This window comes from Desulfotignum balticum DSM 7044 (genome assembly GCF_000421285.1).
In the GTDB taxonomy this organism is placed as follows: Bacteria; Desulfobacterota; Desulfobacteria; order Desulfobacterales; family Desulfobacteraceae; genus Desulfotignum; species Desulfotignum balticum.
The window spans coordinates 83,970-103,341 of record NZ_ATWO01000001.1; the positions used below are offsets into that span (position 1 = coordinate 83,970).

At 52.0% G+C, this 19,372-nt stretch carries 27 protein-coding genes; 23 read left to right on the forward strand and 4 right to left on the reverse strand.

All coding sequences use genetic code 11. The annotated features are described in order from the left end of the window. Window positions 1-47: 47 nt before the first annotated feature. Together K365_RS0100470 and K365_RS0100475 are read right to left on the reverse strand one after the other, a co-directional pair. Window positions 48-407 carry a hypothetical protein gene (locus K365_RS0100470; protein WP_024333085.1) on the reverse strand — a complete coding sequence of 120 codons (360 nt, stop codon included), beginning with the start codon at window positions 405-407 and terminating at the stop codon, window positions 48-50. A 39-nt stretch (window positions 408-446) separates the two neighbouring features. Then, entirely contained in the window at window positions 447-809 is a 363-nt protein-coding gene (locus tag K365_RS0100475; protein WP_024333086.1) for a hypothetical protein, read from the reverse strand. Here K365_RS0100475 and K365_RS27735 point away from each other — a divergent pair. Continuing rightward, window positions 808-1,134: a hypothetical protein gene (locus tag K365_RS27735; protein ID WP_156887648.1), complete on the forward strand. Its 327-nt coding sequence runs from the start codon at window positions 808-810 to the stop codon at window positions 1,132-1,134. The two genes, K365_RS0100475 and K365_RS27735, sit on opposite strands and share 2 nt — an antisense overlap. A gap of 84 nt (window positions 1,135-1,218) precedes the next feature. Here the strand turns inward: K365_RS27735 and K365_RS0100485 are convergent, their stop codons facing one another. Both K365_RS0100485 and K365_RS0100490 read right to left on the reverse strand, forming a co-directional pair. Continuing rightward, on the reverse strand, window positions 1,219-1,839 hold the full coding sequence (locus tag K365_RS0100485; RefSeq protein ID WP_024333087.1) for a hypothetical protein: 621 nt from the start codon (window positions 1,837-1,839) through the stop codon (window positions 1,219-1,221). A 107-nt stretch (window positions 1,840-1,946) separates the two neighbouring features. After that, entirely contained in the window at window positions 1,947-2,507 is a 561-nt protein-coding gene (locus K365_RS0100490) for a hypothetical protein (RefSeq protein WP_024333088.1), read from the reverse strand. A 137-nt stretch (window positions 2,508-2,644) separates the two neighbouring features. Here K365_RS0100490 and K365_RS27740 point away from each other — a divergent pair, with 137 nt between their 5' ends. From K365_RS27740 to K365_RS0100620, 22 genes are all read left to right on the forward strand, one after another. Beyond that, window positions 2,645-2,866 (forward strand): hypothetical protein, encoded by a 222-nt coding sequence (locus tag K365_RS27740; RefSeq protein ID WP_156887649.1) that lies wholly within the window; start codon window positions 2,645-2,647, stop codon window positions 2,864-2,866. Further along, window positions 2,863-3,159 (forward strand): hypothetical protein, encoded by a 297-nt coding sequence (locus K365_RS0100500; protein ID WP_024333089.1) that lies wholly within the window; start codon window positions 2,863-2,865, stop codon window positions 3,157-3,159. Before K365_RS27740 ends, K365_RS0100500 begins: the two co-directional genes overlap by 4 nt. A gap of 109 nt (window positions 3,160-3,268) precedes the next feature. Then, complete coding sequence (locus K365_RS0100510) at window positions 3,269-3,556, forward strand: hypothetical protein (RefSeq protein ID WP_024333090.1); 288 nt, start codon at window positions 3,269-3,271, stop codon at window positions 3,554-3,556. A gap of 64 nt (window positions 3,557-3,620) precedes the next feature. Then, complete coding sequence (locus K365_RS27745; protein WP_156887650.1) at window positions 3,621-4,349, forward strand: hypothetical protein; 729 nt, start codon at window positions 3,621-3,623, stop codon at window positions 4,347-4,349. Window positions 4,350-4,619: 270 nt separating this feature from the next. After that, a complete protein-coding gene (locus tag K365_RS0100525) occupies window positions 4,620-6,149 on the forward strand; it encodes an ATP-dependent DNA ligase (protein WP_024333093.1) in 1,530 nt (509 codons plus the stop codon). 63 nt (window positions 6,150-6,212) lie between these two features. Continuing rightward, window positions 6,213-6,698, forward strand: a complete 486-nt coding sequence (locus K365_RS0100530; protein ID WP_024333094.1) for a hypothetical protein — start codon at window positions 6,213-6,215, stop codon at window positions 6,696-6,698. A gap of 263 nt (window positions 6,699-6,961) precedes the next feature. Next, complete coding sequence (locus K365_RS27750; RefSeq protein WP_156887651.1) at window positions 6,962-7,216, forward strand: hypothetical protein; 255 nt, start codon at window positions 6,962-6,964, stop codon at window positions 7,214-7,216. Between the two features lie 10 nt (window positions 7,217-7,226). Next, window positions 7,227-7,736, forward strand: a complete 510-nt coding sequence (locus tag K365_RS0100550) for an AAA family ATPase (RefSeq protein ID WP_024333095.1) — start codon at window positions 7,227-7,229, stop codon at window positions 7,734-7,736. A gap of 145 nt (window positions 7,737-7,881) precedes the next feature. Next, window positions 7,882-8,070, forward strand: coding sequence for a hypothetical protein (locus K365_RS0100555; RefSeq protein ID WP_024333096.1), 189 nt, complete (start codon window positions 7,882-7,884; stop codon window positions 8,068-8,070). Continuing rightward, window positions 8,067-8,372 (forward strand): hypothetical protein, encoded by a 306-nt coding sequence (locus K365_RS0100560; protein ID WP_024333097.1) that lies wholly within the window; start codon window positions 8,067-8,069, stop codon window positions 8,370-8,372. The genes K365_RS0100555 and K365_RS0100560 overlap by 4 nt, the downstream gene beginning before the upstream one ends. Beyond that, window positions 8,365-10,032 (forward strand): DNA primase family protein, encoded by a 1,668-nt coding sequence (locus K365_RS0100565; protein ID WP_024333098.1) that lies wholly within the window; start codon window positions 8,365-8,367, stop codon window positions 10,030-10,032. The genes K365_RS0100560 and K365_RS0100565 overlap by 8 nt, the downstream gene beginning before the upstream one ends. Window positions 10,033-10,112: 80 nt before the next feature. Further along, a complete protein-coding gene (locus K365_RS27755) occupies window positions 10,113-10,379 on the forward strand; it encodes a hypothetical protein (protein WP_156887652.1) in 267 nt (88 codons plus the stop codon). Beyond that, the gene (locus K365_RS0100575) at window positions 10,372-11,730 is read left to right on the forward strand and encodes a primase-helicase zinc-binding domain-containing protein (RefSeq protein WP_024333099.1); all 1,359 of its coding nucleotides are present in this window, start codon (window positions 10,372-10,374) and stop codon (window positions 11,728-11,730) included. The genes K365_RS27755 and K365_RS0100575 overlap by 8 nt, the downstream gene beginning before the upstream one ends. Beyond that, on the forward strand, window positions 11,730-12,290 hold the full coding sequence (locus K365_RS0100580) for a hypothetical protein (protein ID WP_024333100.1): 561 nt from the start codon (window positions 11,730-11,732) through the stop codon (window positions 12,288-12,290). The genes K365_RS0100575 and K365_RS0100580 overlap by 1 nt, the downstream gene beginning before the upstream one ends. Further along, a complete protein-coding gene (locus K365_RS0100585) occupies window positions 12,291-14,357 on the forward strand; it encodes a terminase gpA endonuclease subunit (RefSeq protein ID WP_024333101.1) in 2,067 nt (688 codons plus the stop codon). Window positions 14,358-14,380: 23 nt separating this feature from the next. Further along, entirely contained in the window at window positions 14,381-14,575 is a 195-nt protein-coding gene (locus K365_RS0100590) for a helix-turn-helix domain-containing protein (RefSeq protein ID WP_024333102.1), read from the forward strand. A gap of 65 nt (window positions 14,576-14,640) precedes the next feature. After that, window positions 14,641-14,928: a hypothetical protein gene (locus K365_RS25465; protein WP_034624729.1), complete on the forward strand. Its 288-nt coding sequence runs from the start codon at window positions 14,641-14,643 to the stop codon at window positions 14,926-14,928. Then, entirely contained in the window at window positions 14,928-15,632 is a 705-nt protein-coding gene (thyX, locus tag K365_RS0100600; RefSeq protein ID WP_024333104.1) for an FAD-dependent thymidylate synthase, read from the forward strand. The genes K365_RS25465 and thyX overlap by 1 nt, the downstream gene beginning before the upstream one ends. Next, window positions 15,625-15,984: a hypothetical protein gene (locus tag K365_RS0100605; RefSeq protein WP_024333105.1), complete on the forward strand. Its 360-nt coding sequence runs from the start codon at window positions 15,625-15,627 to the stop codon at window positions 15,982-15,984. The genes thyX and K365_RS0100605 overlap by 8 nt, the downstream gene beginning before the upstream one ends. A gap of 302 nt (window positions 15,985-16,286) precedes the next feature. Beyond that, window positions 16,287-16,508, forward strand: coding sequence for a DUF6148 family protein (locus K365_RS0100610; protein WP_024333106.1), 222 nt, complete (start codon window positions 16,287-16,289; stop codon window positions 16,506-16,508). Then, complete coding sequence (locus K365_RS0100615) at window positions 16,505-18,064, forward strand: phage portal protein (protein WP_024333107.1); 1,560 nt, start codon at window positions 16,505-16,507, stop codon at window positions 18,062-18,064. The genes K365_RS0100610 and K365_RS0100615 overlap by 4 nt, the downstream gene beginning before the upstream one ends. Continuing rightward, window positions 18,048-19,328 carry a S49 family peptidase gene (locus K365_RS0100620; RefSeq protein ID WP_024333108.1) on the forward strand — a complete coding sequence of 427 codons (1,281 nt, stop codon included), beginning with the start codon at window positions 18,048-18,050 and terminating at the stop codon, window positions 19,326-19,328. Before K365_RS0100615 ends, K365_RS0100620 begins: the two co-directional genes overlap by 17 nt. Window positions 19,329-19,372: the final 44 nt, after the last annotated feature.

The window sequence follows — 19,372 nt, forward strand, 5'->3', positions numbered from 1 at the left end:
CTATACAACCTTAGCGCTTCATGGTAGAATTATCCTTAAATATTCCATTACTTTTTAGGAGGCTTGTCCATTGGAACCGAATAAAAAACGCCCGGCTGAGGACGCTTCGGCCACGCATCAAACCGCCCGCAAATCCCAAGAAGCTCAGCATCCAGGTAAGCCGATGCTGTACGTATATCCATCTGAGAAAGAGGCGCTGGCAGGCCTGTGGAAAGATCCGAAAGAGAATCGACCTCCCAGCCAAGGCTTTGAACATACCTGGTAGCTTTGTTAAGGGCTTCTTTTTCCAGCAATTCAAAAACCCATATTGTGGCGTTTGCTCCTTCAATGTGCTCCAGTAATGGGTTTTTGTTTTTTTCGCTGGGCGCTAATTTGAATTTAATCATAAATGGCACCGGCTGGTTCATGGTTATCCTTTTTTTGTTTATAGGTAAAAACCCTTGTTATTATAATCGTCCCGGCTCGATATCAACTCCCAGGACTTTTTCATTGATTGGATCATATTTCACCATATATATACACCGCTGCCATGCACCGAACCCGTTTTGCAGCTTAATTTGGTCACCGAAATAAACCAGGGTGTATTTGTTTTCGTCCAGCCACTTCCAATGTGTCAACTTGCTGCCCCAAAAGCCATCCACCCACTCAAAATCATATTTAGCCAGTTTTTCAATTGATTCCTGACTGGCGTAAGTCGCTCTCAATGAGTGCTTTTTTCCCCAGCACTGCAAATCGATCTTGCAGCGCTCATATTCTTCCGCCTTTTGCCGCTCCCTTTCGGCACGATCCCTTTCTTTTTTGGCTGCCATGGCTGCCTTTTGTGCCGCCGTGGGCTGGGGCTTAGACACCGTTGCTTTCGGTGGCGGCGGTGGCTGGGTGCTTTCCGGCGCAAATAGGACAGCAGCAACAAACAGACAGACGACACCGGCCACCAGCAGTTTGACTGGAAGGGAGATTATTGGAGATTGTTTTTGTTTTTCAGGTGCGGCCGCCGCGGGGTCGGATCTGGCGCTTCTGCCTTACGTTTTTGAATCGCCTCATATTTATAATACACAATACCGCAATATGGGCAGTCAATATCTGATTCTTTTCTGGGCTTTCCGCATTTTGGGCATTGATTTTGAGGATCCATGAACGGCCTTCCTGATAGATTATTTGATAGGTAAAAACCCCTATATGGATTAAGTAGTTCTCCCAATTGACCTATGCCACAACGAATTATTGAAGATCTACAGTCCAGCCACCGACCGCTTTAATTTCAAGCAAAAGGGTTCTGCTTGGCAAGATTATAGTTCCGTTGTAAGGGTCCGTTGTATTGACCTTCGCACCCAATCGATTTCCGCCTTTATCATATGCGATAACGGCAAAATGCCGTGAGGCTGAATTACCTCGGACATTTGCTAATTTTGGGTTGCCTTTTAATACGATCAAATTATCACCTTCTCCATTGAAAACACCTGGCACTTTTGCCCTTTGAGCCGCACCAATCGAATAAACCTTGATTCGCCACCCACCGGATGCTTTGATTTCAAGCAATGTTGTGTCGGTCCGTGGCGGCAAATCGATTGGAACAATACCAGCATAGGCATCAGTGGTATTGACTAAAGCCCTTACCCGGTTTCCTGAGCCGTCCCTTGCTATCACGGCAAAGTGCCTGCCTGCGCTGTTTCCTGATATCGCCAACAGCGCCGGCATGTTTTTGTCCGGTTTGGATATGGTCTGTACATCATCCCCTGTTCCGGAATAGACAGCAAACGGCTGAGCCCGCACATCTGAACTAAAAACGAACGAAAAGAATAATACGAATACAAGGGTAATTGTTCGTAAGAACAGAAACATGTTGGCCTCCTTATAAGTTTTCGATAGGTAAAAACCCCTATATGGACTAGGTATTTCTTCCAATTGAAACATTGTTCATCATTTAATATAGACGTATGATCCGGCAATTATTCCTTGTAATTTGACGCATCTCTTTTTTTGGCGGCTTCTTTTTCTGCTTCATTTTTTTGATATTTGATAAAATCCAACACTGATTTCAATTTGTCAGGGTCCATGGATTCCAGATCAAGGAGCTCTTGGTTAATCACCAGTGCCAGGTCCCGGTTTTGAAATTTTTTGATTATTTCGGCGTGCTGATGGTCAATAGGAACAATGTTCCCGGCAGTGGAGTCGTGTTGAGGCTCAGAAGGGACGTATTTGATTTTTTTTGTAATCGCTTCATCAATATATTTTTGAATTCTATCTTTGTCTGGCTCCAGTTCATTTTTGCCGATCCTGATCGCCTCTTTTTCAGATGTTTTGGTAGCATCCAATATTTTTTTTTGCAGTTCAAATGGAAATGGTTGTAAATACTTTTCCCCATCTGCTCCGACCCTACCGGTAAGAATATAGGTGATTTTTGAGGGTTTTATGCCAGCCGCCGCTGCAACTTGGCTTTTGTTCATCTTAGGGCTGTGTTCAAAATAATATTTGAGCCACGCTCGCAAAATTTCATCTCTATTATCCATAAAAATACCATACTGTAACTGATCTGCAAAAAGCAAAGGTAAAAAAAGCAAAGTTTTTTCAGATACTTAAAATATTTTTTGCAATTTGCAAAAAATATTTGTTGACATCTGCAAAATATTCCCATAATTTTGCAGGCATGAAGATCAAACAACAACATATTTGCAAACGATATGGCCTTAGCCCGGCCACAGTTTCACTGACACTTTCAGGGAAAAGGCCAGTTTCTTGGCCGTTAGCGGTAAAATTGTCAGAAGATTTTCCCGCAAAAACCACCCAGCAGTGGAAAGATGCCTCCCCGGAAGATCTCCGGCGTGCCTTTGCCCAGCTGCCCACCACCAAACAAGGAGAAGCCGCATGAGCCCAGAACAATTTTATGACCAATATGAAGCTGTCACATCGGATTATGTCTGGTTCACCTATCACCCGGAAGACCTGGCGCTGGCTGAGGAACTTGAAGAACAGTCCCGGGAGCTGTTGAACCTCGCCGCTTCCGGCCAGATCAATCTTGATAACCAAAGCCAGGTGTGCGCAACACTTTACAAAATCAATGACCATGTCTTGACATGCCTGTCTGGTATTGACTTCTCCGTGCTTGAAAAAGAACTGGCCTTTGCCCAGCTGCCCACCACCAAACAAGGAGAAGCCGCATGAAAAAGGAAAACAACCGACACACCTGTCATTCTCACATTATCGAGCAGACAGATCAATTGGAACGTCGAAATGACAGGCGTTTCGTCAACCAATAACAGGAGGTCCCGCCATGAACATTTTACGCATTGAAATCCTGAAGCAGCCCAATGGCAAGTATGCAGCTTACAATGTCGAAGATGAGGAATTCGTTCTCACCAACCTTGACACCCCTGAAGATATTAAGGCGTTTTATCTGGACCGGGCTGACGCGATACTTTCAGAGCAAGTCATCTATGCCGCCAAGTCTGCTGACAAGTTTAACATGTATGCCGAGATGTACAAAATCAAATACGGCCTGGTCGACGATGAAAAAGAGGATGCCAGGTCTACTCTTCTGGATATGGGTGTATCGGCTTAGGGTGCGTGATATGGTCATCTCTCAAAGCCCGGTAATACAGTTTTTTGGTGTCCAGGTCCTGGATATGGCTGAATTCATTAAAAGCAAACTCATCCATTTCAGACCGGATGTCATTGATATAATCGATGACCTTTGCCATCCTCTGGTAAGCTTTGCCATCTTTTCCGCTTCTGGGATAGCAAACGCCAAGATCCGCCTTGATGGCTCCCATTCGGTCAAAAATGGTCTGAAGCTCAAGGCCAAGCTGATCATGCTGTTCAAGCGTAAAACCGGGTTTCTTATTTCCCATTTTAATGTCCTTTCCCGTTTATTTATGGAATTCAACAGTTTTTCATTATCACAAGATCAACCAGAAAACAAACCACCGATAACAAGGAGAAGCCGCATGAAAAAGAAAAGCAACAAATCAGAATCCGACTGTCAGTCACCCATACTGCAAGCATTTGAAGTCCTGCTGAAAGAAGCATTCCCGGATGCCTGGAGCCAGCAGTTGTTTTGTCAAACCCTCCTCAACCACTGTCATTCTCACCTTATCGAGCAGACAGATCAATTGGAACGTCGAAATGACCGGCGTTCCGTCATTCAAGGCGTGGATGTACAGAAAGATGGCGTGAAAACGAACAGTGAGACTTTTGCCGAACAATTTTTCCGGGCATCATATGCCATTTCCACCCATCCGGAATCCGATAAAACCGAGTTGACTGTATGGGAAAACGGGACCGCCGCCACCATCGAAATAAACCAGGATCAGTTGTCACAGCTGATAGAGGGGCTTAGTCATTGTGTCCGATAAGGCTGCATATCTTTATGAGGCGGCCTTTTTTGGGCAAGGCTCTTCTTTTAGAAAGATGCACCCGAACAGCCGTGCGTATTTCTGTCTGGGTAAGCTTCCGGTATGCCCATATCTCATACGTAACATTGTTTTTCGTATCTATGAATTTGTTCAGCACGTTTGGATGTTCCATGAATCAAATTGTCCTCTGTTAATAGTAAAAAATATGACCGGCCATACCACAAAATCAACCATGTTCCCAGGCAAAACCACCAAACAAGGAGAAGCCGCATGATATCCTTATCATTTAAAAGACAGGAACGGAACGTCGAAAAACACAGGTTTGCGACAGCTCCCATGCTGGCAGCCACCTGCAGCGTCGATGACATCAACCATCTTCAGCCGGATCGATATTATTTTCAGCCGCTTCTGAAAGGGATCCGGGCCATGTGGAACCCGGAAACCATGACTTTGAACACCAGTGACGGCACTCAGATCCATTCCGTTGACCATATTGTCGCGCAGCTTAAAAACCATTCGTATCCGGATCCCCACCCCAAATCGTGCCTGCCTCATATGGGAGAATACCCGGTGGACGGCGTGATCTGCGCACCGGGTCTGTCCGAAAAGGAAATGAAAGATCTGATTTCACGGAAAAAGCCCAACAGTAAAACAATGTCGTTTGAATTTCATGTGTTTGATATCGCGTGGTTGGATCGTTATGCGGCCCGGACCTACGTGACGCTCCGCCTGATGCTGGAAACCAGCCATGTCAAAAAGGTGCCGGCCTGCAAAATCAAAGATGAATTTGGAATCCGCCGGTTTTTCATGCGGTGTCTCGACATGGGCCATGACGGCATTGTTCTGAAAAAAAAATCAGAGACCTATCAGCCCGGCAGATCCGCGGCACTGGTCAAAATCACCCGGTCTATGGATATGGAAAAAACCACCGACAAACAAGGAGAATTCACCATGCCGGTTGAAACGAAAAGTTTTACCAAATCTCCCATGCTGGCCGCCACCGGAAATATCGACAACATCAACTTCCCGGCGGACCGGTATCTGTGCCAGCCCAAGCTGAACGGCATCCGGGCCATGTGGGACCCGGAAAAAAAAGGCCTGTACACCCGGAACGGAAACCGGATTTATTCGGTGAAGCACATTGTCGATCAGCTGATGGCACACCCTTGTGGACAGTATCCCCTGGACGGCGAGATATATACCGGGGACCTGTCTTTTCAGAAGCTGAACGGCCTGGCCCGGCGCAAGCGGTCATCAGACGACACCGCGGCCCTTGAATTCCATGTGTTTGATATCGCCCTGGACGGCATGACCGCTGTGAAGCGCGTCAAGCTGCTGAACAGCCTTCCTGAAACCAGCCACATCAAACGGGTGGTCACGGACCGGCCCAAAACAGAAACAGACATCCGTTCGTTTTACCGGCGGTATCTTGATCAGGGGCATGAGGGCATCATTCTGAGGAAAAAATCAGAAAAATACCGCCCGGGCAGATCCGCCGCCCTGGTGAAAATTAAACCGGTCCAGGACATGGAAGCCGAGCTGGTCGGATTTGCCGATGCGGAAGACGACTCAAAGAACCGCCGCACGTTCGGCAGCCTGATCCTGCGTCTGGCAAACGGGGTCAAGTTCCGGTGTGCCGGGTTGACGGATTCGGAAAGATACCGGCTGTGGGTCGAAAAGCCCATCGGTGCCTTGGTCACGTTTAAATACGGCGCAGTTTCCGATGACGGCACCCCCGTATTCCCGAGATATTCCCATATAAGATGGGACACGGCAGCAGAACTTTTTCCGGCGGCATAAATTCATGACAAATATCTCCACATTTTTACATTATCAACCCGAAACATCAACTGGAACGTCGTAATGAACCGCGAACCGACACGTACACCCGTCGCGCCCTGGGAATGGTATTCCGGCGCAATTTATCATCTGGGTAAATCATTGATCCTGAAAATCTGGAACTGTTCCGGCCGAACCCTGGAGCGATGGAGTGCAGATCCGGCCACCACCGAATCCATCACCAAGAATCCCCTGGGTATGCTGGGGATTACCCTGGAAAAACTCATGGAGCGTGGCCGGACCGATTTTGCCCGGGCCGCCGTGGATTATCTGGCCGGGATCGTCGGCTGCACCCTGGTGTGTGACGGCGAGATTCATCCGGACAAAGAGACTTTGGCGGATGAATGCCTGGATGACCTGCCGGCCCTGGCCGAGTTTCACACCGCACTCAGGGAGGGCCAGCCCCTGCCGGTGGTGCGCGAACTGTGCCGCAAGGCGAAACACGATATCGATGAGTCCCTGGCTATATACGAGGCCCAGGCCAATAGCATTGAAAACAAACGATATTAGCCCGGGCGGCCCGGGCTGAACTCACCGCCTGGCAGAGCCAGGTAAAACATTAATTTTTTGAGGGTCCGGGGGCGCTGTGTGATGACAGCACCCGGACCAAGGAGGTTTTTTGAAGGCATTGACCGGAATATTATTTGTAGTCGGTATCAACATGGCAGGGTCTGAAGGGGCATGGTTTCCATGGGCCAACTGTATTGGAGGCATTCTCTTTCTTTTGTCCCTGCCGATGGTATGGAGGATTAAAGAGTGAACATGAAATGCAGATGCGGGAAAATGATGACGATTTACCGGATGGTTCAAGGCAAAAGATCCACCGTGTATCACTGGATCTGCCCGGCCTGCGGACACAAAACCACCAGTGTGGAGGAAAAATAATGCAGGAAATGAAAAATGTCACCATCGAAACCATGTCCGACGGCGCTGCATGGAAACAGGTGGCGATTGAAAGGATCAAGGGCTATCTGTTGAGTCGGACAGAGCAGCCAGCCATCCCGGGCACCGTTTCCATTATTGCATAGGGAGGGATCTGTGAAAATCATCAGATCATTTACCGGTGCACAAGGCACCGGAAAGACCACCGCGGCCCTGCAGACGGCTCAGCAGGAAAAGTTGTATAACCCAGGCAAGTCCGTCCATGTCCTGGCGGACCTTGAGGCGTTCTGTCCGTTCCACATCAACCAGACCGGATCAGAAAAAACCCAGGCATGGATCTTCTCCAACCAGATCCGGACGGAGATGGAGTCCATTCACCGGTTCGATATCACAGTCACTGACCGCACCATTGTCGATGTGATCGCCTACACCCGCGCGCTGGGTTTTCACAGCCTGGCCGAGGGCATGCTCAAGTACGCGGAACACCACTGCCAGTATTACAGCAGCATCCACTTCAAGCAGATCCAGTTCAACCAGCACTGCCACCCGGACGGCATCCGGGATATTGACCTGGAGTTCCGGCAGCAGGTTGAGAACACCATGCTGGAAATATATGACCTGCTTGATAGACACGGCATGCTACCGGGTGGAATATACCGTGTTTAAACAAACCGATTTTACAATTGCGCCCGGCACCGTGGCGCTAATAACGGGCACGCGACGATGCTATCTCCTTGCGCTGAAAGGCCCGCCGGAGCCGTCTTTTTGGTAAATCCGGCTTTATTCATACCAATTCACAGGAGCGACACATATGGATGGGGTGACGATCAAGGTTGAAGAATTACAGGCGTATGAGAGGCTGCAACACATTGCCATGTCCGTGGTTGCTCTGGCAGACACCCTGGACAATGAAACGGTGGTCATCTCGAAAGATCTCTGGGACGATTTTAGATCCGCATGCAAAGAGGTGAACCGATACCCAGGAGAGGTGAGATCGTGACATCTGCTCCCCGCACCCCACACCATAGTTTTACAAATCAAAAGGTAAAACCTTCCCGGAAAGCTGTGGGTCCTTCCTGGGCCTTGTTTTTATACGGGTCGATAAGGGCGCTTTTTTTCCGCGAGTTTGAATTTGAAAATGGGAGGGAAATGGGAAACACCCATAGCCCTAAATTTTCATTTTTAGATTTTTTGCGTGGCATTATAAAGCTGAAAAAGAAGGCCCTCTTAAATCGCAATTTTCGAAGTTTGAATAAAAAAAATCACCAAAAAACTGTCTGTATTCGGGTGCAAAATGGATGAAAAACAGATCAGGGAGCAGTGCAGTCGCCTGGCGGATGAGGAACAGTTAGCCCTGGCGGAGGAGGAAAAGAAGGCGGGCAAGTCTGCAGGATCTGGATCCGGGCGAGGCACCCGGGATGGAATTCGAGGTAGTCATGGTGGTCATGGCAGCCGGCCTGTAATCGATTCGGATTTTATCATGCAGTGCCTGTACCGGAACGAGCTTGGGGATGCAGAGCTGTTCAAAGCTCTTTACCGGGATGACTTTGTGTTCAACAAATCAATGGACCGGTGGATGCAGTGGACCGGTCACCACTGGGTGGTGGATCGGATGGACAATGCCGAGGGCAGCGTGGAGGGGGTTGCCCTGGCGTATGAAGATGAGACCAAGAGGCTGTCAGTCGAAATCAGGAAGCTGCGAGACAAAGGGGACGAAATAAATCACCTTGAATCCCGGCGAAAAAAGCTGAATGACCGGGTCAGCGCGCTTCGTTCCACCCGGCGCCGGAAAAATTGCCTGATGTTTGCGCATACGTCTGCGGATCCGATGGCCATTGACGGGACGGAGGTGGATCAGAAACCATGGCTGCTGCCGTGCGCCAACGGGGTGCTGAATTTGAAGACCGGTGAGATGGAGCCGGGCAGGCAAAAGGACTACCTGGTGAAATCGTCACCGGTTTCCTGGCCGGATGAAGGCATCGAGGCCTCCAGTGAGCTGTGGGAAAAGGTGCTGTATGAAATTTTTGACGGCAATGTCCCGCTGATTGAATTCATGCGACGGGTATGCGGATACAGCCTGGTGGGAGAGGTCTACCAGAGCGTGTTCGTGGTCATGACCGGCCAGGGCAGGAACGGCAAGTCCATGCTGGTGGACATGCTGTGCAAGGTCCTTGGGGAGATGGCCGCCACCATCCGCCCGGAAATGCTGCTGGACACTTACCGGATCTCAAATTCAGCGGGGCCGTCTCCGGACCTGATGACGCTGCGGGGTATCCGGATGGCATTCGCTTCGGAAACAGATGACGGGTGCAAGATCAGCCCGTCCAAAGTCAAATGGCTGACCGGCCGTGATCCGATCCGGGCCCGGGGGGTTCATGATCGGGATGAGGTCCAGTGGATGCCGTCACACACATTGATTTTGCTGACCAACAACAAGCCGCATGCGCCGGCCAATGACTTTGCGTTCTGGGAGCGCATGAAGCTGATACCGTTTACGCTGTCGTTTGTTGAGGATCGTGAACCGCAAAAGGAAAACGAACGCCGGGCAGACACGCTGCTGTACAAAAAACTGGAAAAGGATCTGCCCGGGATCTTTGCCTGGATGGTGCGCGGGTGCCTGGAGTGGCAGCAGATGGGTCTGGCGCCTCCGTCCATCGTCAAGGCGGCTGTGGATGAGTACAAGAAAAATGAGGATTCTGTCGGGGATTTCATTGACGAATGCTGCCTGATCAATAAGCCGGACGATGTCGAAAAATATGAAGCGTCTGCGTCTGCCCTGTACGCCAGGTTCGAGGAGTGGTGGCGGGAGAACATATCCAACCGGGTGCCGAAGAAAAAGCGGTTCGGTCAGTGGATGACAGAGCGGTTCGAGAAAAAGAAATCCGGCACGATTCGGTATGTCGGCATCGGGCTTCTGGACGACGGACACACCGACCAAAAAGAGATGTTTTATTCTGACTGACTGGAATAAGGAAGAAAAAGCGGAGGAACAGACCGGGTTTTAACTGGTTCTTCCAAACTAAATTAGGGCTTGAAAATACAATGAAAACGAACACAGGGACTGTCATATCTGGAGGAAGGGAGGTTTTTTTACATATATTTAGAATGTTTTTATTATTTTTTATTTTTCAATTTTTAGTAAAAGATCTTCCCTTCCTCCAAAAAGAAAAGAATTGTCCTTTATTTTCAGATGTTTGTTTGTTCTGGAAGAAAAAAAACGATGGTCCGGAATTGTCCAGTTCTTCCCGCTGGGAATCAACCGCGCACAGGGTCTGTGCTTCCTGGGCGCATGGAGGTGGTCATGACTGATATGGTCCAGCTGGTGTCTGGGGCCGGAGTGGTTCTCAAGAAGGTGGCAACGACCAATGGCGGAGAATGGGCCGGCCCGTGCCCGGGATGCGGAGGAAGGGACCGTTTTCGCGTTTGGCCGGCTGATAGGGGGGGGCGGGGTTCTTTCTGGTGTCGTGGCTGCGGGCGCGGTGGGGATGACGTGCAGTTCCTGGTGGAATACCGGGGCATGTCGTATCCGGATGCGTTCAAGGCGTGCGACCGGGAACGGCCGGAGGGGTATCGCCCGGCATCGTACCGCCCGGCGTGTGCGGGGCCGTCAACGGGTTCTGAGGCGTTTGTTCCCAGGGCGTATGATCCGCCGGTGGAGACATGGCAGGTGAAGGCCGGGGCGTTTGTGGATGCGGCCCACCAGGCGTTGCTGGGCAATGACACGGCCCTGCATTATCTGGCCGGTCGGGGGCTGGATCTCCAGGCGGTGAAGGGTTTCAGGCTGGGATGGTTTGCCGGGGAAAATGGGAAACCTTGCCTGTTCCGGCCGCGTGTGGCCTGGGGGCTGCCCCGGGTATTCAATCCGAAAACCGGAAAGGACAAAATGCTGTGGGTGCCCAGGGGGCTGGTGATTCCGACATATAAAGCTGGGGCGCTGTACCGGGTGCGGATCCGCCGCCCGGCCGAGGACCTGAAGACGGACAAGGATGTCAAGTATTATGTGGTGCCGGGGTCGGGCATGGATCTGGCCGGGCACAATCCGGATCACCGGGTGTTTGCGGTGGTGGAGGCAGACCTGGATGAGATGCTGATTGCCCGGCGGGCCGGGTCCATGGTGGGGTCCATTGCACTGGGGTCTGCCACGGCCAAGCCCGGTGCCGGGATCTACTGGCATCTGCAAGGGGCGGTGCGCATCCTGGTGGCCCTGGATTTCGGGGATGACAACCTGGCCGGGGGCAAGGCGGCCAAGTGGTGGCTGGATCACTTTCCCCAGGCGCGGCGGTGGCCGGTTCCCCAGGGCAAGGATCCGGGGGAGGCGTTTGAAAAGGGTGTGGACATCAAGGCGTGGATCCGGTCCGGACTGCCTCCGGCCGTGACCATGGAGCTGGCCCAGGATGAACAGTATCTGCCGCCGGCGGGCATGGCCCCGATCCAGGAGCTGTCTTATCTGCTCAAAAAATACCCGGTGACTCTGACGGCCACGGAGACCCTGGCGGAAATCGATTTCAACGGGCTGCGCAACAAGACCATCCGGAACCGGATCAAGGATCTGTTCATGGGGGATGATGAGGTGCACTGGTATCTGCGCATGTATCACCCGGATGACGTGATCACCGGGGAGAACTGCCGGGTGGTGCATGCGGAAAAGGCGAGGGCGTGATGGCCGAAGATCAGAAAATATTCACCAGCCTGATGCAGGTCAATGATTACCTGATCGGCCAGGGATACAAGGTGTCAAAATCAAAGATATACCGAGACGCGGAGAACGGCAAGATCCAGGCGACGGTGGACCCTGCCGGAAACAAGTCGGTGTCTGCTTTGGCGGCCTGGGAGTACGCGGAAAAACACCTGGAAAAAACAGGGGTGAATAAAGGGGATCTGAAGAATCTGCAAGCCACGAAGCTGATGAACGCCATCAAGCTCCAGGAAGCAGATCTTCGCCGGAAAAATTTTGAGCAGGAAAAAGAGGAGGGCAGGTATATTCCCCGGGCGGAATTTGAAGCGGAGCTGGCAGCCCGGGCGTCTGTGCTGGATTCTGGGTTTCGGAATATATTCAATGTCCGGGTCCGGGAATGGATTGCCTTGGTCAACGGCACGCCGGAACGGGCAGCGGATTTTCTGGCCGCCTTGAACCAGGCCCTGGACGAACAGCTGAACACCTATGCCACCACCCGGAACTTTATGGTGATGTTTGAAGACAGTGAAAAGGAAGGTGAATAAATGGCTGACGTTCCATCTGATACATTATTCAAAGACACGGCCTTCACGGGCCGGATTTCTGTCAAAGGCCGGCCAGCCTGGTGTGAACCCGGCGTGTGGACGTCTGTCATGGCGGGCATGACCCGGGCGCCCGGGGCAGGAGTGAAGATCCGCCGGCTGGTGAATGTGATATGGTCCCGGGCCGAGCGTAAAATATGGCGCAAGCGAAAACCAATGCCGGTGAGTCAATGGGCGGAAAAACATCGTGTGTTGACCATGTCGGCCATGCCCGGGCTGTGGCGTAATTCCGTGACCCCGTATCTGACGGGAGTGATGGACACCATGGGCACGGCATGTGTCCGGGAAGTGGTATTGTGCAAAACCCCTCAGACCGGCGGATCAGAAGCCACTCATAACTTTATCGGATACTGCATCGACCGGGCCGCCGGATCCGTGCTGTATGTATACCCGGATGAAGACACGTCCAAGGAAAACTGCAACGACCGGGTGCTGCCGATGATCCAGTCTTCCCCGCGGTTATCTTCGTTTTTGACCGGGGTGAGCAAAGACGCCACCTCCCACCGGATCGGGCTGCATCACATGCCGATATATTTCGGCTGGGCCAGGTCTGCATCCAAACTGGCAAACAAGCCGATCAAATACGCGGTCGCCGATGAGATCGACAAGGAAGGATTCAACATCAGCCGCACCGAAGCGCACCCCCTGGCCCTGATCGACAAACGATTCAATACGTATCGGTCGTCATACAAGTTCATCAAGATATCGTCTCCCACCATTGAATCCGGAAATATCTGGCAGGCCATCAAGAATTGCGAGGCCGTGTTTGATTATCATGCCCGGTGCCCGGAATGCACGCATCTGCATCTGATGACCTTTGCGCAGATCAAATGGGAAGGCCGATCCAAGGCGGACCCGACAGAGATCAAGCGGCGGAACCTGGCCTGGTACGAATGCCCGTCATGCGGGGCTAAATGGGATGACGAAGCCAGGAACGTGGCGGTCCGGGCCGGGGTGTGGATCGAGCGGACCGCCAAAGTGACCCTGCAGGTATATCTGGAACGGTTCCGCCCGGCCTCAGTCGGGTTTCATATCCCGGCATGGATCTCTTATTTTGTGTCCCTTTCCGAATGTGCGGCCGCGTTTCTCAAGGGGTTGAAATCCCAGACAGACATGCGGGATTTTATGAACGGATACTGCGCAGAGCCGTGGAAAGAATACAAGGTCCTGGCTAAACAGGAGGACGAAGAAATCCTGAAATGCCGGGCGGATCTGCCGCCCCAGGTGATCCCTGCCAGTGCTGTGGCACTGACGGCCGGTTTTGATATGCAGAAAATTGGGTTTTTCTATGTGATCCGCGCCTGGGCAAAAGATTATACCAGCTGGCTGGTGGATTACGGCCACCTGGGCACATGGGATGATCTGGAAAAAATACTGTTTGACACGGTCTGGCCGGTCCAGGATTCAGACCGGAAAATGCGGATCTGGCGGGCGGCCCTGGACACCGGCGGCGGTAAATACCAGACAGACATCTCTTCCACGGAAGAGGCGTATTTGTGGCTTCAGAAAAACATGGGGTTTTCCCGGACCTGCCGGGTCTGGGGAACCAAAGGATCTTCCAATCCACTGCCGGGCAAACTCAAAATGGGATCGGTGCTCAACAAAACACCGTCCGGCAAAGCCCTGAAAATGGGCATGCGTCTGGTTCACCTGGACACAGACAAGCTCAAAGATATGTTTTACGAGCGCCTGGGCAAATCTTTGTCCGGTGAGTCGGGCGGCGCATGGCTGCACCGTGAAACCCAGATGGACTATGCCCGTCAGATCACAGCGGAAGAAAAGCAGCTCAACGCCAAAGGCATCGAGACCTGGGTGCCGGTCCGTAAAGACAACCATTACCTGGATGCGGAGGTCATCGCCGGCGCCCTGGCGGACTGGGAATGGCCCGGAGGCGGGGTGAACCTGCTGCCGGATCCTTTGGCAAAGAAACCCGATACCAAGCCCCCGGGTAATTCATCCACCGGCCGGCATGTATCCCGTCCCCGGCCGTCATGGTTCGGAAACCGGTAATTCATGGGAGGAATTGAGGAGTTATGGAAAAAAAAGACAGAATCCTGAATGTGGAACAGGTCCGGGACCGGCTTAAATGCAGCCGGGCTCACGTTTACAACCTGATCAATACCGGCGTGATCGATGCTTTCCGTGTCGGTCGGCAGAAAGGGGTCCGGGTCAAGGAAAGCGTGGTGGCGCGGTTTATTGCAGAGCAGGAATTCAGGGAAGGGGCATAGCGCCGGTCCCGGCAAAAGGAATTGCTATCAAACAGATAATATTTACCCGGGAGAATGGAGGGAAAATGAAGAAATGTGCACAATGCGGAGCCGCCCTTTTTCACGTGAGAGTGTCAAACAGTTGCGAGTTTTGCCCGGACAATGGAGTGTGGGACCCGGAAGCCTGTGTGTATGTGTATCCGGATCAGTCGCCGGAAGGACGCAATCGGGATCAGGCACGGATGGAATGGGAATGTCGTCTGGGCAGTAATTTCAATGCCGGGTGCAAGCTTTTGAAATGCACGGTGTGCTGGCATGAAGAGTTTGTGCCCAATGATATGGATGAATATAATGATTTAAAAGGAGAAATGTAATGAAAGTTATTGAACAATCTCACGAAATCATCAGTCTGCCAGAAAACCTGCTTCAAATAATCGAAGTCGCAGGCCGTACCTGTTATAAGAGTGAGGATAAAATCGGGTGTATTAAAAAAGACAACAAAGATTGCCTCACAGCTGATTGGGATGCTTTTTGGGATAGAGGAGAGGTATGTGGCAACACCAAATGCAAAGACCATTCTTCTCAGCAATTTGTAACCCGCATGCGGGACCGGGGCCACCATGCCATGATCGAGTTCGGCGATATTATTGTCCGGTTTGTCACCAACCGGGGCGTGACCCATGAACTGGTGCGGCACCGGCTGTGTTCCTTTGCCCAGGAATCCACCCGGTATGTGAGGTATGACGGAAAAATGGAGTTCATCCGGCCCTGCTGGTGGGATGAGTCTTCTGAATTAAAAAGAGAACATTGGAAAAGAATCATGCAACATATAGAAGATCATTACTGCTTGTTGCTTTCTGGTAAAGATGCTTGGCGTCCCGAACAGGCCCGAGAGGTGCTGCCCAATTCACTGAAAACCGAAATCGTGGTCAAGGCCAATGTCCGGGAATGGCGGCATATTTTTTTACTCCGCTGCTCCAAAAAGGCACATCCGCAGATCCGGGCCTTAATGCTTCCCTTGTTGGCGGAATTAAAAGCACAATTGCCCTTAGTGTTTGAGGATATTGATTGTGCATAGCGTACACGACCAGATCAGAGCGCATATATATGAGTTGGCCGGCCTTGCAACAATCAGGGTGGCGCCATTGGATGAACTCAAAAAAACAGAGTGGTCTGTCCGGTTTGAAACGCTTATGCGCAATAGATTAATTATGGGCGCCATTCGATATGGGCGCCTGAAACAAAAAGGTAAAGCAGCTTATAATCGTCTTGATTCTATTCGGCAGCGGCTGGACATGTACAATGAAACAGGCAATGCAGAGCATCTTGTTGATATAGCAAATTTGTGTTTACTGGAATTTGAAGAACCCAATCATAAGCATTATCATTTCAAAGCGACGGATGATGGCGTGCATACAAAACAAATATAAGCGATGATTTTTTTGGAGCCGGGATATGCGTAAATTCCGGTTTGGTTAAAAAAGCCGACCTCTAAAACCGCGCCAAATTTTAACTTTCAGGCCCTGCCACATACCTAAAGGCAGGGCCTTTTTTGTGATTGTTTTCAGTTTTCTGCTCAAAAAAAAATAAAAAAACAAAATTTTTTGTCTACTACGTCCACTACGTCTACTACGTCCACCACGTACACGACAAAGCCTAAATCTTGTGTTAGGTGATAAGAGAAAACGCAACATATATTAACTCTTTTTTTCAGGGATTTTAAAATGTAACCATGTCGTTATTCACCGAAACAGAACTCAACGAAGAGATCGCGCGATGGAAAGCGGCCCTGAAGGCGGTCAGCTTAAATCAATCTTATTCTATCGCCGGCCGGATGTTTACCCGGGTGGACCGGGCGGAAATCTGGGCGCAACTCAAAGAGTTTGAAAAAGAAAAGAATAAATTGACCGGCCGCGGCACGATGGTGGGCATGCAGGGACGGGTGGCCCGATGACCGGGAATCCGCCTGTTTTGTATGGTCCTGATAACCGGCCGCTGCCGTCCAGCGGACCCAATCCGTATGGATCTTATGAGGTTTCCCGCACTGCTGCAGGTCTCCGTGGCACTTTGTCCAACTGGCTGGTAGCCAGGAACACCAGATATTCGGCCCGACGGGAGCGCCAGGTGGTGGCGGACCGGGCCGAGGATCTGGCGGCCAATGATACACATGCCGCCTCCAGCATCGACTCCATTACTGTCAACACGGTCGGCACGGGGCTGACACCCCAGTCCAGACCCAACGCCAAGGTGCTGGGATGGACCGATGAACAGAGCCGGGAGTTTCAGGCCCAGGCAGAATGGGCCTGGCATATCTGGCAGGGAGAAAGCGATGCCGCCGGCCGGCTGACCTTCTGGCAGAACACCCTGGTAGCCCTGCGGACCCTGCTGGTCAAAGGCGAATTCTTCCGCCTGCCGATTATGATCGACGATCAGCCAGACCGGACTTTCTCTTTGGCGTTGCAATCGGTTGACCCGCTCCGGGTCTACACGCCCAATGATTTTACCTGGGAAAAAAATATCAAAGACGGCGTGGAGTTCGGCCGGTACGGCCAGGCCGTGGCTTACTGGATCGCAAATCCGGATGACGGGTTTATCAGTATGGATCTGTCTTCATCCAGCTTCACCCGGACTCTGGCCCGGATCGGACACCGACCCGGCGCGATACACACCTTTGTGTCTAAAAATGAAGAACAGAGCCGGGGCGTGTCTGTGCTGGCCCCGTCCATGAAATTTTTTAAAGATCTCAACGATTATCTGGATTTTGAACTGGTGGGCGCCATCATTGCTTCCTCGTTCCCGGTTTTTGTTGAAACCACTGATCCCGCCGGCACCGCCCAGGGACTTCAGTCCACCGACCCGGATGCGGAAAAAACCCGATACCATGAAGCTGCGCCCGGCACCATCCTGTACGGCAATCTCAACGAAAAGCCCCATGTTTTGAAAAGCGACCGCCCGGGTGGTTCTTTTGATTCTTTTGTGGAGCGTATCCTTCGAGCCATCGGCGCGTCCATCGGCATGCCGTATGAAGTGATCGCCAAAGACTTTTCAAAAACCAATTATTCATCTGCCCGGGCTGCGCTCCTGGAAGCCTGGCGGGTCTTCGGCATGTACCAGAAATGGCTGGTGGACGGGTTCTGCCAGCCGGTGTGGCGCATGGTGATCGAGGAAGCGTGGCTGCGGGGCATGATCATACTGCCCAAAGGGTCGCCGGATTTCTACGATGCTATCCACGCTTATACCCGGGCTGACTGGATACCGCCGCGCAAAGGCAATGTGGATCCGCTCAAAGAGATCAAAGCCTATATCCTGGCGATCCAGCATAACATTGCCACCCTGGCCGGCGTGACTGCGGAGATGGGTGGCGGGGATTACGAAACCAACCTGCACCAGCGCTCTTCTGAGCGCGGTATGGAAAAAACCCTGGACGTGATCCCGCCGGCGGATGCAGCCGCCATTCTTTATGAACCTGATGAGCCGGAACAGGAGGGAAACAATGCCGCCGGAAATTAATACAGATATGGATATTTTATCCGCGCCCTGGGCCATCACTCCAGGGGCCCTTGAGAGAATCGCCAATCTTGTCTACCAGGGCCGGGAAGCGGTGGTCGAATCCGTCGAAACCGTCGCGTTTTCAGATACCGGATCCGGAGACGACGTGAACCTGGATGTCCGGGACCATGTCGCCGTGATCCGCATCACCGGCGCTTTATACCGGTGGAATTATCAGCGGATCCGGCGGGAGGTGGTAGCCGCGGTCAAGGATCCGTCGATCCGGGCCATTTGCCTGCTTGTGGATTCCCCCGGCGGGCTGGTGTCCGGGTGTAAAGAGCTGGGGGATTTTCTGTTTGATGCCGGAAAACAGAAACACATCTATGCCTATGCAGACGGGCAGATGTGTTCAGCTGCCTTTTGGCTGGCATCGATGGCCCGGGATATCTCCGCTCCCCAGACCGCGGCCGTGGGCAGCATCGGTGTGCGGACCCTGCACATTGACTGGTCAAAATGGAACCAGGACATGGGCCTGGCTTTCACCCATCTGGCGGCGGGCGAATACAAAGCCCTGGGCAATGAGGACGAACCTCTGAATAAAAAAGCCCGGGCCTATTTTCAGGAAAAACTGGACACCCTTTACAGCATTTTTATCGATGCCGTGGCCAGAAACCGCCGGGTGTCCACAGAAAAAGCACAGGGCATGGCAGACGGAAAAGTATTTCTGGCGGATCAGGCCCTTGAGCTGGGCCTGATCGACCGGATCGACCAGGATTTTGAAACCTATTTTTCATCAATTTTAAAGAAGGAGAAGATCATGGATCTTGAAACTTTGAAGCGGGACCACCCGGACCTGTACAGCCAGGTGCTGGATCAGGGCAAACAGGCTGAGCGGGCGGAGACAGAACAGAAAATCAAGGATGCGGTATCCGTCGCTGTGACAGGCGAGTCGGACCGGGTCCTGGGCCTGGCATCCGCAGTCATGGGAGAAGAGGCCGCCGAAAGCTTTACCCAGGTGGTGAAGTCCGGTGCCAGTGTCGAACAGGTCCAGGCACTCAAGGGTATTTTCGTCCCGGACGCTGCCGGCCATGACGACGGAGAAGGCGATGACGGGGACGCAGCCGCCGGCGGTAAAGGCGCCAGCCGATCCGCTATCCTGGCCGCGCTCCAACAGGGACACTCCCAGGGAGTGACCCCCCAGAAAGGCCGGGATTCCACCGCCAACAAGGGCAGTCAGAGCGACATCGAAAAACAGGCGTCAGAATACGTCCGCCTCCTGACTTAACACTTAACACTTAAAACTTAACCCTTTCATATAAAAGGAGTTCA